Origin of the sequence: Roseicella sp. DB1501 (assembly GCF_013112485.1) — a bacterium.
GTDB lineage: Bacteria > Pseudomonadota > Alphaproteobacteria > Acetobacterales > Acetobacteraceae > Paracraurococcus.
In genome coordinates this window covers 78,431-91,893 of sequence record NZ_JABFHG010000004.1, presented here as the reverse complement: position 1 = coordinate 91,893, position 13,463 = coordinate 78,431, and the positions used below count along the sequence as shown (strand labels likewise).

Sequence of the window (13,463 nt, the reverse complement as noted above, 5' to 3'; positions counted from 1 at the left end):
CCTGGTGGCGCCCGCAGTGGCGCCCATGGTGGCGCCCATGGTGGCGCCCTGGGGCGGACCGGCTTATAGCCGGCGGATGGCCCGCCGCGCGCCGCACCGCATCCTCCTCAACCTCGCGCTCGATTCCGCCATCGCCTGCCTGGCCCTGCCGGCGGCGATGCTGCTCGATGCGCCCGGCACCTGGCCTGCCGCGGGCTGGTGGCTCGGTGCCCTGCCCGGCGCCGTCCTGGCGCTGCTGGCGGCCGGGCTGCCGGTGCGGCTGCCGCAGCAATACTGGCGCTATGCCGGGCTGCCCGACCTGCTCGGCATCGTCGGGGCGGCGATCGGCGCGGCGCTGCTCTTCTGGATCGGGCTGCGCCTGTTCGGCGCCTGGGCGCCGCCCAACCCGGCCTTCCCGGCCATCCACGCCCTGACCCTCGGCATCCTGCTCGGCGCCCCGCGCATCGCCGGGCGGCTGCATCATGGCCGGCGCGCGCATGAGACGATCACGCCGCAGCCGGTGCTGCTGGTCGGCGCCGGGGACGGGGCGGACATCTTCATCCGGGCGCTGGCCGCCGAGCGGCAGCCGGCCTTCCGGGTCATCGGCATCCTCTCCATGCGCACCCGCCAGGCGGGGCGGCGCATCCAGGGCCACCCGATCCTCGGCACCGCCGAGGAGATCGCCAGGGTGCTGGACATGATGCGGGAGGAGGGCCGGCTGCCCGCCCTCATCGTCCTCACCACCCACCACGTCCAGGGCCTGGCGCTGGAGCAGCTGCTCGACGTCGCCGACCGGCACGGTATCCCGGTGCGGCGGGCGCCCTCGGTCACCTCGCTCGACCCGGCGGCCAGGCGCATGGCGGGCGGGCTGGAGGAGAAGGCCGGACAGCGGCTGAAGCTCGACCCGGTGGCGATCGAGGACCTGCTCGACCGGCCGCAGGTGCCGCTCGACCGCGAGGGCATGGCGCGGCTGATCCAGGGGCGGCGCGTGCTGGTCACCGGCGCCGGCGGCACCATCGGCGGCGAGCTGGCGCGGCAGGTGGCGAGCTTTGGGCCGTCGCAGCTCACCCTGCTCGACCATGGCGAATTCGCCCTCTACGAGATCGACCTGGAGCTGCGCGAGCGGCATCCCGACGTGCCGCGCCGCGCCGTGCTCGCCGATATCCGCGACGAGCCGCGCATGCGCCGGCTGCTCGAGGACATCCGGCCGGAGCTGGTCTTCCACGCCGCGGCGCTGAAGCACGTGCCGATGGTGGAGAACAACCCGCTGGAGGGGCTGCTGACCAACGCCCTCGGCACCCGCATCGTCGCCGATGCCGCCGCCGCGGTCGGCTGCCGGGCCATGGTCTTCATCTCCACCGACAAGGCGGTGAACCCGACCAGCGTCATGGGCGCGAGCAAGCGGCTGGCCGAGATGTACTGCCAGGCGCTCGACATGTCCGCCCGCGCCGCGAGCCGCGACCCGGTGCGCGCCAGCGGGCACGGCATGCGCTGCGTCACCGTGCGCTTCGGCAACGTGCTGGGCTCGACCGGCTCGGTGGTGCCGCTGTTCCGCCGCCAGCTCGAGCGCGGTGGGCCGCTGACCGTGACGCATCCCGACATGCGCCGCTACTTCATGACGGTGCGCGAGGCGGTCGGACTCGTCTTGCAGGCGAGCGTCATCGGCGCCGAGGACCGCGAGGACCAGCCGCGCGAGCTGGCCGAGGGCGGCATCTTCGTCCTCGACATGGGCAAGCCGGTGAAGATCGTCGACCTGGCGCGGCGCATGATCCGCCTCGCCGGGCTGCGGCCCGAGGAGGATGTCGAGATCCGCTTCACCGGGCTGCGCCCCGGCGAGAAGCTCTACGAGGAGCTGTTCCACGGCCAGGAGCCGCCGCGACCGACGCAGTTCCGCGGGTTGCTGGTGGCGACGCCGCGCACCGCCGACCCGGCGCTGGTCGGCCGTGCGATCGACGAGATCGCGGCGGCGGCACGGGCGGGCAACCCGCGCGCGGCGCTGGCGCAGCTCGGCCGGCTGGTGCCGGAATTCGACCATAATGCCGAGGGCGCCGAGGCACAGGCGGCGCGGTAGTATCCTGCCCGTGCCCGGCCGCACAGCCGGGCGCGCCGTCGGCGAATATGGGGCGGACTTGTCGCAGCCGGAATGGCGTCCCCGTGGTTTCGCGCCAGGCGGCGATCCGGTGTAGTCCTCCGCCGCCGCGCGGCGGCACCGGGCCATAACGGCCATGCAGGCCAGGAGACCTCCCATGCACCGCAGATTCCTGACGGCGGCAGGGCTCGCCCTCGCCGCCCTTCCCTCCCGCCTCGGCGCCGTCGAGCTCCCGCTTCGCTGCGCCGTCGGTCCCCTCCTGCCCACGGTGGAGGAGACGCACCGCCTCTGGCGGCCGTTCTTCGCCCATATGGCGGAGGCGGTCGGCCGGCCGCTCGAGTTCAGCGTCACCCCGGACTGGGCCGGTATCGCCCTTGCCCTGGCGACCAACCAGATCGACCTCGCCTGGATGGGGCCCTGGAGCTACCTGCTGGCCAAGGAACGCGCCGGCGCCGAGGCGCTCGCGGTGGTGACCTATCAGGGCAAGCCGACCTACCAGGCTGTCATCCTCGCCCGGCAGGCGCTGAAGATCGGGCATTTCCCGGAGGACGCGAAGGGCCTGTCCATCGCCTTCGCCGATGCCGGCTCGACCAGCGGCTGGTTGATCCCGCATTACTGGTTCCGCCAGCACGGCATCGATCCGGCCACCTACTTCCGCTACCAGGACGGCAACACCCATGCCGCCAACACCCTGGCGGCGGCGAATGGCAAGGTCGACCTCGCCACGGATGACGACCGCGGCCTGGCGGCCATGGTCGCGGCGGGGCGGCTGCGGCCCGACCAGCTGCGCGTCGTCTGGCGGTCCGACCCGCTGCCCAACGATGCGCTGGCAGTGCGGTCGGGCCTCGACCCGGCGCTGAAGGCCAAGCTGCGCGAGGCGGCGCTGGCCATCGACGAGGCGAAGGCGGCGAAGGTGATGCCGCCCCGCTATACCGGTTGGGTGGCGGCGCAGCCCGACAGCTACGCCATGATCGAGAGCGCGGGCCGCACCCTGCTCGGCAGCAGCGGCGCGGGCTGAGCGGCAGCCCCCGCGGGCGGGTGTTGCACCGCGACACGCGCCTTGATTTTGCGCCGGCCTTCGCCCGGGTCTAGAGCAGGCGCGGCAGGGCCGGTCCGCGAGCCCCCCTGCGCCCCGTCCGGGCCGATGCCCGGCGGATCCGCGACCGGATGGCGACCGTCGATCCGCGTCCCGTCCTCGCGCTGGAACGAGACCGCGCATGAGCAGCACGAACCATCCCGAGACCCGCCCCATCGCCTTCTTCGACATGAAGGCGCAGCAGGCGCTGATCCGGGCCGAGATCGATGCCGGCATTGCCCGCATCCTCGAGCATGGCCGCTTCATCCAGGGCCCCGAGGTGGATGCCATCGAGGCGCAGCTGGCCGGGTTCAGCGGCGCGAAGCATGCCGTCGGCGTCTCCTCCGGCACCGATGCGCTGCAGATCGCCATGATGGCGGAGGGCATCGGGCCGGGCGATGCGGTCTTCCTGCCGGCCTTCACCTATACCGCGACGGCCGAGGTGCCGCTGGCGCTCGGGGCGACGCCGGTCTTCGTCGATGTCGAGCCGGGCAGCTTCAACATCGACCTCGCCGATCTCCGCCGCCGCCTGGCGATGGTGGCGCATGAGCGGCGGCTGCGGCCGCGCGCGGTGATCGGCGTCGATCTCTACGGGCTGCCGGCGGACTGGCCGGCGATCCGGGCGCTCTGCGCCGAGCACGGCATGTTCGCGCTCGACGACGCGGCGCAGGCCTTCGGCGGCGCCCTCGGCGGCCGGCGCCTCGGCACCCAGGCCGATGCCACGGCGCTCAGCTTCTATCCGACCAAGACGCTCGGCTGCTACGGCGATGGCGGCGCCATTCTGACTGACGATGCCGACCGCGCCGAACTCTACCGCTCGCTCCGCACCCATGGCGAGGGCAAGTCGCGCTACGAGGTGCTGCGCACCGGCATGAACGGCCGGTTGGATTCCATCCAGGCGGCCATCCTGCTGGCCAAGATGCCGCTGCTCGAGGGCGAGCTGGCGGCGCGGCGGCAGGCAGCGGGCTGGTACGGGGCGGCGCTGGGCAACCAGGTGACGGTGCCGCGGGTGCCGGAGGGAGCCGAGAGCGCCTGGGGCATCTACACCATCCTGTTGCAGGACACGGCGCAGCGCAGCCGGGTGCAGGCGGCGATGCAGGCGGCTGGCCTGCCCTCGGCCATCTATTACCCGAAGCCGCTGCACCGCCAGCCCGCCTATGCCGCGGCGCATGCCCGCGGGATCGAGGCCGGCGCGCCGCCCCTGCCGGTCAGCGAGGATCTCTGCACCCGTTGCCTGTCGCTGCCGATGCATCCCTACCTGTCCGAGGCGGATGTCGGGCGGGTGGCGGAGGTGGTGCGCTCCGCCCTGTAGGAGCAGGCGGGGGGCCGCCCCGGATGCCATGGTCGCGGCCATGGGTTGTGCAAGACCCTGGCCTACAATCTCCGGTCCCCGGCGCGATCATCTCTGCGCGTCATGAGGTTCCCTGTTGAACTCGGTGGCCGCCGGGCGCTTCCATGACGCATTCGCGTCACGAATGGAGGCCGCGGCCCATGCACCGTCGCTCCCTGCTGGCGGTCGGAGCCGCCGCGCTGACCTCGGCTCCGATGCTGCGGCCGCGCCCGGCCCGGGCCGATGGCGAGCCTGTGGATGTCCTGCTGGTGCTGGCGGTCGATGTCTCCCGCTCGGTCGATGACGACGAGGCACGGCTGCAGCGGGAAGGCTACCGCGCCGCGGTCTCCGACCCGCAGGTGGTGGAGGCGATCCGCGGCGGCATGATCGGCGCCATCGGCGTGGCCTATGTCGAATGGGCCGGCGCCGAGTACCAGCGGCTGGTGCTGCCCTGGATGCGGATCTCCGGCATGGCGGAGGCGCAGGCCTGGTCGGAGAGGCTGGCCGAGGCGCCGCGCGCCTCGCTCTCCTGGACCTCGATCTCAAGCGGGCTCGACTTCTCCCGCACCACGCTGCAGCAGGCGCCCTTCGACGGCACGCGGCGGGTGATCGACGTCTCGGGCGACGGGGTGAACAACAGCGGCGGGCCGGTCGAGCCGGCGCGCGACCGGCTGGTGGCCGAGGGCGTGACGATCAACGGCCTGCCCATCGTCAACGACCGCCCGACCTTCGGCCGCATGCCGCCCATCCCGCTCGACGACTACTACCGCGATAGCGTGATCGGCGGGCCCGGCGCCTTCGTCGTCGTCGCCGAGGATTTCCAGAGCTTCGGCAATGCGGTCAAGCGCAAGCTGATCCGCGAGGTGGCCGGCCTGCCTGGGCCGGTCGTGATCTGACGGTCCGGTTGCGGCTATTTCTTGGGGCCGTTGACCAGGGCCTCGATCCATTTCGGGCTGTTCTGCTTGACGATCTCGACCTCGGACTTGTTCTGCTGCCGCAGGTCCTGGGCCAGCGCGGCGGCCTCGGCCTCCCGCATGGGGGCGCTGCAGACCACGCCGGTCAGCACGATGTATTGGCACACGACTGCGAGCATCCGGCCTTTCCCTGTTCCACCTTCAAGAAGCCGAACGAGTACAGGATGCCGGGCCGGCAAGACCAGCCGCGGCGTCGGGGCGTGCGGAGGTGTGAAGCGCGGGCGCGTGAGGCGGGGCCGGCGATGTGGCATCCAGCCCCCCGCCTCACCCCCTAGCCTCACTCGGGCGGCATCGCCCAGGCCAGTTCCTCGGCGCCCGGCGCGTAGAGCTGGTTGGTCACCGCCGGGTTGCGGTTGACCAGCCGCCGCATGAAGAGCGGATGGGTCATGGAGCGGCATTCGTGCTCCACCTCGAAGAGCAGCCGGCCGTTGTCCGGATCGACGAGGCGGATGAAGCGGTACTGGAACTGGCTGTCCTCCTGGCTGATCAGGCCGCGCTCGGACAGCCGGGCATGCACCCCGCCGAAATCGACGAAGGCGAGCTGGATATGGTGGCCGTCATAGGCGGGCTGCGGCCGGTCGGTCTCGCGGAAGGTGAGGTACTGGCCGGGCGCGACCAGCGCCTTCGCCACCCCGTCCTCGATCCGCGCCGGCGCCTGCACGATCTCGCGGTAGAACCGGACGATGCCATCGAGGGCGCCGGGCGCCACGTCGAACTCGACATAGGGGATGCCGAGCCGGATGCGGCCGAAGCGCTCGGCATCCGGGGCGTGGCAGCGGAAGCGGTTGCCCCAGGGGCAGGTGACGGCGATGTGGTCCGCCTGCTCCTCGAAGCCGTAGCGCGTGCCGTCGAGCCAGCGGCGCGCCGTCTGCAGCCGGTGCAGGAGCTGGGCGCGGTCCGGCAGCACCAGCCCGATCGTGCCGCGCAGCACCTGCGCCTGGCCATGCGGCAGGTGGAACTGGCTGACCCCGGCATTGGCCCACATGTTCTCGACCCCGGTCAGCAGGAAGGGGTCGCGCGTCAGGCCGAGGGCGGAGATGTAGAAGGCGGTCGAGAGGCGCTGGTCCGGCACGCGCAGGTTCACGTGCTGCAATTCCACTGAATTGCCGAGCGATTCCGCCGCCCGGTTCCAGGGGCATTCGAGCTTGCTCATGCCGTCCATCGCTTGCGGTCCTCCGTCAGGGGCTGCGGGCGGCGCGCGGCAGCCCGCCCATCCAGGCGCATGGGGCCCCCGGCGGGACGGAAGGAGGACCGGCCGGACGGCGCGCGACCCGGCGCGCGCTCCCCTGGCGGCGGCGATCCAGCATCATCCCCTCCCCGGGGTCGTTGCCGGGGAGGTTCGCATGCGCCCCGGCCGGCCGTAAAGCGGCGCGGCCGCAGTGGTCCCGTCAGTCGGCGTACTGCCCGGCCGCCTGGATGATCGGCTTCCACTTGGCGATGTCGGCGAGCCAGAATTTCCGGTGCGCCTCCGGCGTCGCCATCTCCTGCGCCACCGGCGTGGTGCCGAGCTCGGCGAAGCGGGCGATGAGCTTCGGGTCACGCAGCGCGGTCTGCAGCGACTGGGACAGGCGCGCCGTCACCTCGGCCGGGGTGCCCTTCGGAGCGTAGAGCCCATGCCAGATGCTCACCTGGAATTCGGCCAGGCCGGCCTCGGCGCTGGTCGGCACGTTGGGCAGGGCCGGCAGGCGCTCGGGCGTCGTCACCGCGAAGACCTTCACCGCGCCGGCATTGATCTGCTCGGTGGTGTTGGTGGTCTGGTCGCACATCAGGTCGATGCGGCCGGAGAGCACCTCCTGCATCGCCGGGCCGGTGCCGCGGAAGGGCACGGTGGTCATCGGCGCGTCCACCGCCTTCATCAGCAGCAGGCCGCAGAGATGGCTGGCGGCGCCGATGCCGGCATTGGCGTAGTTGAGCTTCTCCCGGTCCCGGCGGATGACGGCGACCGCCTCGGCGAGGGTGGTCGCCGGGAAGTCCTTCCTGGCGATCAGGGTCATCGGCACCTCGGTGACCAGCCCGACCGTCTCGAAGCCGCCGACCGGGTCATAGGCCAAGCGGCGATACAGGGTCGGGGTGGTCGCCATGCCGATATGGTGCAGCAGCAGGGTGTAGCCGTCCGGCCTCGCCTGGGCGACGCGCTGGGCGCCGATGGTGCCGCCGGCGCCGCCGGCATTCTCCACCACCACGGTCTGGCCGAGGTCGCGGCTCATGGATTCGGCGACGAGGCGGGTGACGGTGTCCGTCGGCCCGCCCGCCGCGAAGGGCACGATCACGGTGATCGTCCGGCTCGGGAAGGTTTCCGCCGCGGCGGGATGGGCAAGGCCGAGCGGGACGAGGGCGGCGAGCGCGAGCAGGGCGCGCCGGGCGAGACGGGACATGCGAACAGGACCTCCTGCGGACGCGGCCGGGCGGGACGCGGGTGGCGCGCAGGTCGCCCTGGCACCACCTGATGTCAAGCCGGCAATCTCCTATTCACGCGCAATAGGAGCGAAATCAATTTCCGCGGCCCGCAGCGGGTCACGACGGCACAGCCAGCCGCAGCGCCGCCACGGCCGCGTCGAGGGTGGCGATGAGGCCGCGCAGCTCCGGCTCGGCCGCTTGCCGTTGCGGCCGCCCGTTCGAGCTTCTGCGCCGCCCGCCCGGCGGCCATGGCGCCGACCGAGAGCAGGCCGCCGGCCAGCCGATGCGCGAGGAAGCGCAGCTCGGCCGGGCTCGAGAGCAGGCCGCCGCAGCGGCCGAGCTGCTCCGTCGCCTCGGCGAGGCTCTGGCTAAGCATGGCGTCGCGCTCGGGGCGGCCGAGCAGCCGGTCGATCTCGGCGATGATCTCCGGGTCGAGGACGGGCGTGCCGTCGTCCGGCGGCGCCGAGATGGGGCAGCCGGCGACCGCGGCCAGCAGGGCTGCCGGCGATGCCGGCTTGGTCAGGGCCGCATTCATCCCCGCCTCCTCCAGCCGCGTGCGCTGGGCGCCGGAGACATCGGCGGTCAGCGCCATGATCGGCGTCGCTGCATTCGGGCCGCCGGCGCGGATGCGCCGTGCCGCCTCCGGCCCGTCCATGACCGGCATGTGGACGTCGAGCAGGATCAGGTCGAAGCGCTGCCGCGCCGCGGCATCGACCGCGCCGCTGCCATCCGCGGCCAGCGTCACCGCATGCCCCGCCCGCTCGAGATGCGTCCGCACGAGGATCCGGTTGGCCTCGACATCGTCCACCACCAGCACCCGGCGCGGCGCGGTCGGGACCGGCGGCCCGGCCAGGCCGGGCGCCTCCGCCTGCGGGACGCCCTCCGCCAGGGCGAGCGGCACCTCGAACCAGAAGCGGCTGCCCTGGCCGGGCACGCTCTCGACGCCGATCCGGCCCTGCATCGCCTCGAGCAGCCGGCGGCAGATGGCGAGGCCGAGCCCGGTGCCGCCGAAGCGCCGGGCGGGCCCGGCCTCGGCCTGCTCGAACATGGTGAAGAGGCGCGGCACCGCCTCGGGCGCGATGCCGATGCCGGTGTCGATGACCTCGATGCGCAGCAGCGTCTCGGCCGACCCGGTGCCACCTGGCGCAACGCCGGCGCGGCTCATGGCGCGCAGGGTGATGCCGCCCGCCTCGGTGAATTTCACCGCATTGCCGATCAGGTTGTCGATGACCTGGCGCAGCCGGATGGGATCGCCGCTGGCCCGCTTGGGCAGGTCCGGCGCCAGGTCCAGCGCCATGCGCAGCCCCTTCCGGCCAGCGAGCGGCCACGCCAGGTCGAGGGACTGCCGCAGCAGCTCGGGCGGCGAGAAGGCGACGCTCTCGATGCTGATCTTGCCCGCCTCCAGCTTGGCGAGGTCGAGCAGGTCGTTGACCACGGCCAGCAGCACCTTGCCGCTGTGCAGCACGGTCTCGGCATGGCCATGCGATTCCGCCGGCAGATCCGCCGTCGCCAGCAACTCGGCGAAGCCGATGACGCCGGTGAGCGGCGTGCGGATCTCATGCGCCATCACCGCCAGGATCTCCGAGCGCTGCCGCGCCAGCCGGTCGGCGGCCTGGGCACGCGCCTCGGCGAGCTGGCGGTTCTCCTCCTCCAGGGCCTGGGCGCGCTCGGCCATCTCCCGCCGCTCCTCGGCCAGGGCCTGCGCCCGCATCGCGACGTCGCGGGCCACGGCCGCGGTGGTCGCGGCATTGCGGGCGGCGGCCTCGGCCATGCGGCGGCGGCCGAAGTCGCGCTGCATCATGGCCGTCGCGGCGGCGAGGCAGAGCATCAGCAGCAGGGTCGCGCCGCCGGTGATCCAGGCCTGCCGCCGCCAGGGGGCGTCGATCGCCGCCGTGGCGACCGTCGCCATCAGCAGCAGCGGCGTGCCCTCGATCCGGGACAGCACCTGCAGCCGCTCCACCCCGTCGCGCCGGGCGAAACCGACGAACTCGTCATCGCCGCTGGCCGCCGCCAGCATCTCGCGCGGCACCTCGCGCCAGGACCCGGCGGGCTCCCCCGCCGCGGGCGCTCCCTCGGGCAGGCGCAGGATGACGGCGCCGTCCTCGCGCAGCAGGGTGAGCGCGCCCTTCAGGCCGAGCTCCATCCGCTCCAGCAGCGGCCGCAGCGTGGCGAGCGGCAGCGTGATCACGAGGACGCCGCGGATGGTGCCGTCGGGCTGGCCGACGGCGCGGCTGAGCGGCACGACCCAGCCATCGCCCCTTCCATTCCCGGGCCGGCCGCGGCCGGGGCGGCCGATATGCAGGTCGCCATCGGCATGGGCGCGATGGAAGCGGAGGGCTTCCTCGCCCAGGATGCCGGCGGCCCAGCCCGGCGGCGAATCGGCATCGAGCAGCAGGATCTGGCCGGGCGCCGGGAGGCAGGTCGCGGCCGCCTCGGGGCAGGCCGGCCCGACCCGCAGGGCGGTGCCGGTTTCATCGCCGGCCTCGGCGGCCGCCAGCAGTTGCAGGTCGAAACCCTGGATCGTCCGCGCCAGGTCCGAGGCCACGGCCCGGCTGGCATTGCGGGCGGTCAGGATCGCGCGGTTCCAGCTCTCCTCGCGTGCCTCCAGCAGCATCGCCACCACGACCGTGGCGAGCGCGAAGCCCGCGAGGAGGACGGCGACGCTCAGGATCCTCGCGCGGCGGAGGTCGATTCGGGATGGCATCTCGTCGCTTGCTGGCTGATCCATATCCCGCGGACCCCGAAGCGAGCCCGCCGGCAGCCTAGCTTATTGAGAGAATGAATGACCGATTAGTATCCCGAATGGTTGATTGACCCACCCCGAATGACGGCCTGCCCCGGTGCGGGCGCCCCCGGCCTTGAAACAAACTCCGACTTGCAGCCGGCGCAACCGGCCGAGCGCCCGGATGGGCGCCGCCACCAGTGTGGCGCAGCCAGGCTGCCGGAGGCAGCGCCGGCGCCTGAGGGCATTGATGTGCCAACATCAATGCATGCCGAGCATCAGGCGTCCATCTTGAGGGCGGCGATGAAGGCGCTTTGCGGGATCTCGACCTTGCCGAACTGCCGCATGCGCTTCTTGCCCTCCTTCTGCTTCTCCAACAATTTGCGCTTGCGGGTGATGTCGCCGCCATAGCATTTGGCGGTGACGTCCTTGGACAGGGCGGAGATGGTCTCGCGCGCGATGACCCGGCCGCCGATCGCCGCCTGGATCGGGATCTTGAAGAGCTGGCGGGGGATCAGCTCCTTCAGCTTCTCGCAGATGGCGCGGCCGCGCCGGTCGGCGGCGGAGCGGTGCGCCATGAAGGAGAGCGCGTCCACCGGCTCGTTGTTCACCAGGATGGAGATCTTCACCAGGTCGCCCGGCTCGTAGCCGTCCATGGCGTAGTCGAAGCTGGCATAGCCGCGGCTGACCGATTTCAGCCGGTCGTAGAAGTCGAAGACCACCTCGTTGAGGGGCAGGCGGTAGACCGCCATGGCGCGGCTGCCGACATAGGTGAGCTCCACCTGCTGGCCGCGGCGCTCGTTGCACAGCGTCAGCACGGCGCCGAGATAGTCGTCCGGCACCATGATGGTGGCCTTGATCCAGGGCTCCTCGATTGCCTCGATCAGGCTACCATCCGGCATGTCGGCCGGGTTGTGCAGGTCCATCTTCTCGCCGCTGGTCTTGGTCAGCTTGTAGACGACGGATGGAGCGGTCGCGATCAGGTCGAGGTCGAACTCGCGCGAGAGCCGCTCCTGCACGATCTCAAGATGCAGCAGGCCGAGGAAGCCGCAGCGATAGCCGAAGCCGAGCGCCGCCGAGGTCTCCGCCTCGTAGTGGAAGCTGGAATCGTTCAGCCGCAGCTTGCCGAGGCTCTCGCGCAGCTTCTCGAAGTCGTCGGCATCGACCGGGTAGAGGCCGCACCAGACGACGGGGATGGAGGGCTTGAAGCCCGGCAGTGGCTCGGCCGCGGGGTGGCGGTCATCGGTGATGGTGTCGCCGACATTGGTGTCGGCGACCGTCTTGATGGCGGCCGTGACATAGCCCATCTCGCCTGGCCCGAGGCTCTCGACGGCGGCCATCTTCGGGGTGAAGACGCCGACCTGCTCGATGGTGTGGGCGGCGCCGTTCGACATCATGCGGATCTTCTGGCCTTTCCGCAGATGCCCGTCCTTCACCCGCACCAGCACCACCACGCCGAGATAGGCGTCGTACCAGCTATCGACCAGCAGCGCCTTGGTGGTGGCCGCCGGGTCGCCCTTCGGCGCCGGCAGGCGGGTGACGATCGCCTCCAGCACACCCTCGATGTTCAGCCCGGTCTTGGCGCTGATCTCGACCGCCTCGGAGGCGTCGAGGCCGATCACGTCCTCGATCTGCTGCTTCACCCGCTCCGGCTCGGCCGCCGGCAGGTCGACCTTGTTGAGGACGGGGACGATCTCGTGGTTGGCGTCCAGCGCCTGGTAGACATTGGCCAGGGTCTGCGCCTCGACGCCCTGAGAGGCGTCGACGACCAGCAGGCTGCCCTCGCAGGCGGCCAGGCTGCGCGAGACCTCGTAGGCGAAGTCCACATGGCCGGGCGTGTCCATCAGGTTCAGCGTGTAGATCTGCCCGTCCTTGGCTTGGTAGTTCAGCCGGACGGTCTGCGCCTTGATGGTGATGCCGCGCTCGCGCTCGATCTCCATGTTGTCGAGCAGCTGCTCCTTCATCTCCCGCGCGGTGACCGCGCCGGTGGTCTGGATCAGCCGATCGGCCAGGGTCGACTTGCCGTGGTCGATATGGGCGATGATGGAGAAGTTGCGGATGCGGTCGAGCGGGGTGTCGGGCATGCGGGTTCCGGCGGCCATGGAGGGGGCGTGACGGTCCCCTGCGGGGCGCCCGGCCTTCTGCTCCGGGGGAGATAAGGCAGGCCCGCGCCGAATCAAAGCGCCGCCTGCCCTCCCGCCCGCGATGCGCCGCTACTGCACCGCCTGGCTGGCGGTGCCGCAGGCGTTGACGTTCCGCCGTTCCTGCGCCTTGCCGTTCTGCCAGACCCAGCGGAGGTTGTAGCGGCATTCGCCATAGGGCAGCCGGATCGGGACGGACTGGCCGGGCTGGACCAGGTTGCCCTCCCCCAGTCGTTCCGGCCCCTGGTTCTGCGCCGAGGCGGGCGAGGCGTAGAAGGCCGCGATCGCCTGCCGGCCCCGGTTCACCAGGTTGAAGGAGGGGTTGCCCTGGGGGGCGTTGCGCGGCGCCGCGGCGCCGCCGCCGAGGATCAGGTCGCCGAGGCCGCATGTGTCGATGTTCCGCCGCTCCTCCGCCCCGCCCTGCTGGTAGACGATGCGGATGTCGTAGAGGCAGGTGCCGGCTGGCAGGCGGATGAGCTGCCGCCCGCCCGGTGGCACCACATCGGCCCCCAGCCGGTCATGCCCCCAGCCCGACGAGGAGACGGGCGAGACATAGACCTCGTTGATCGGCTTGAGGGTGTTGTTGACCACGCGGAAGGACGGGTCGCCCGACTGCGCCCCGGCCGGGACGGCGTATCCGAGCAGGAGGGTCAGGACGGCTGCGGCAGGCCGGGGCCAGCCCGGCCGGGACAAGGAGATCGGAAGCACGGAAGCCAGACTGTCCCAGGACGGGAAGGTTGCACAACACCATCGGGT

10 protein-coding genes are annotated in these 13,463 nt (G+C 72.0%); 4 read left to right on the top strand and 6 right to left on the bottom strand.

Annotated elements, in window-relative coordinates; all coding sequences use genetic code 11:
• Positions 1-25: 25 nt before the first annotated feature.
• The 4 genes from HJG45_RS09385 to HJG45_RS09370 all read left to right on the top strand — a co-directional run bounded on the left by HJG45_RS09385 (position 26) and on the right by HJG45_RS09370 (position 5,369).
• Entirely contained in the window at positions 26-2,050 is a 2,025-nt protein-coding gene (locus tag HJG45_RS09385) for a nucleoside-diphosphate sugar epimerase/dehydratase (protein WP_254452411.1), read from the top strand.
• Between the two features lie 175 nt (positions 2,051-2,225).
• Positions 2,226-3,086: a phosphate/phosphite/phosphonate ABC transporter substrate-binding protein gene (locus tag HJG45_RS09380; RefSeq protein ID WP_171611873.1), complete on the top strand. Its 861-nt coding sequence runs from the start codon at positions 2,226-2,228 to the stop codon at positions 3,084-3,086.
• Between the two features lie 199 nt (positions 3,087-3,285).
• Positions 3,286-4,455 carry a DegT/DnrJ/EryC1/StrS aminotransferase family protein gene (locus HJG45_RS09375; RefSeq protein WP_171611872.1) on the top strand — a complete coding sequence of 390 codons (1,170 nt, stop codon included), beginning with the start codon at positions 3,286-3,288 and terminating at the stop codon, positions 4,453-4,455.
• Between the two features lie 179 nt (positions 4,456-4,634).
• Entirely contained in the window at positions 4,635-5,369 is a 735-nt protein-coding gene (locus HJG45_RS09370; RefSeq protein ID WP_171611871.1) for a DUF1194 domain-containing protein, read from the top strand.
• A gap of 14 nt (positions 5,370-5,383) precedes the next feature.
• Here HJG45_RS09370 and HJG45_RS09365 read toward each other — a convergent pair whose 3' ends face one another.
• The 6 genes from HJG45_RS09365 to HJG45_RS09340 form a co-directional block, all read right to left on the bottom strand.
• Positions 5,384-5,566, bottom strand: a complete 183-nt coding sequence (locus tag HJG45_RS09365) for a hypothetical protein (protein WP_171611870.1) — start codon at positions 5,564-5,566, stop codon at positions 5,384-5,386.
• A 158-nt stretch (positions 5,567-5,724) separates the two neighbouring features.
• The gene (locus HJG45_RS09360; protein ID WP_171611869.1) at positions 5,725-6,600 is read right to left on the bottom strand and encodes a hypothetical protein; all 876 of its coding nucleotides are present in this window, start codon (positions 6,598-6,600) and stop codon (positions 5,725-5,727) included.
• 235 nt (positions 6,601-6,835) lie between these two features.
• A complete protein-coding gene (locus tag HJG45_RS09355; protein WP_171611868.1) occupies positions 6,836-7,822 on the bottom strand; it encodes a tripartite tricarboxylate transporter substrate-binding protein in 987 nt (328 codons plus the stop codon).
• A 74-nt stretch (positions 7,823-7,896) separates the two neighbouring features.
• A complete protein-coding gene (locus HJG45_RS09350; protein WP_171611867.1) occupies positions 7,897-10,548 on the bottom strand; it encodes an ATP-binding protein in 2,652 nt (883 codons plus the stop codon).
• 296 nt (positions 10,549-10,844) lie between these two features.
• Entirely contained in the window at positions 10,845-12,650 is a 1,806-nt protein-coding gene (lepA, locus tag HJG45_RS09345) for a translation elongation factor 4 (protein ID WP_171611866.1), read from the bottom strand.
• Between the two features lie 129 nt (positions 12,651-12,779).
• On the bottom strand, positions 12,780-13,415 hold the full coding sequence (locus HJG45_RS09340) for a hypothetical protein (protein WP_171611865.1): 636 nt from the start codon (positions 13,413-13,415) through the stop codon (positions 12,780-12,782).
• Positions 13,416-13,463: the final 48 nt, after the last annotated feature.

Coding starts and splice junctions, on each gene's coding strand:
- HJG45_RS09375 (WP_171611872.1), top strand. CDS start 3,286: ATGAGCAGCACGAACCATCCCGAGACCCGCCCCATCGCCTTCTTCGAC.
- HJG45_RS09385 (WP_254452411.1), top strand. CDS start 26: ATGGTGGCGCCCATGGTGGCGCCCTGGGGCGGACCGGCTTATAGCCGG.
- HJG45_RS09350 (WP_171611867.1), bottom strand. CDS start 10,548: ATGCCATCCCGAATCGACCTCCGCCGCGCGAGGATCCTGAGCGTCGCC.
- HJG45_RS09355 (WP_171611868.1), bottom strand. CDS start 7,822: ATGTCCCGTCTCGCCCGGCGCGCCCTGCTCGCGCTCGCCGCCCTCGTC.
- HJG45_RS09360 (WP_171611869.1), bottom strand. CDS start 6,600: ATGAGCAAGCTCGAATGCCCCTGGAACCGGGCGGCGGAATCGCTCGGC.
- HJG45_RS09380 (WP_171611873.1), top strand. CDS start 2,226: ATGCACCGCAGATTCCTGACGGCGGCAGGGCTCGCCCTCGCCGCCCTT.
- HJG45_RS09365 (WP_171611870.1), bottom strand. CDS start 5,566: ATGCTCGCAGTCGTGTGCCAATACATCGTGCTGACCGGCGTGGTCTGC.
- lepA (WP_171611866.1), bottom strand. CDS start 12,650: ATGCCCGACACCCCGCTCGACCGCATCCGCAACTTCTCCATCATCGCC.
- HJG45_RS09370 (WP_171611871.1), top strand. CDS start 4,635: ATGCACCGTCGCTCCCTGCTGGCGGTCGGAGCCGCCGCGCTGACCTCG.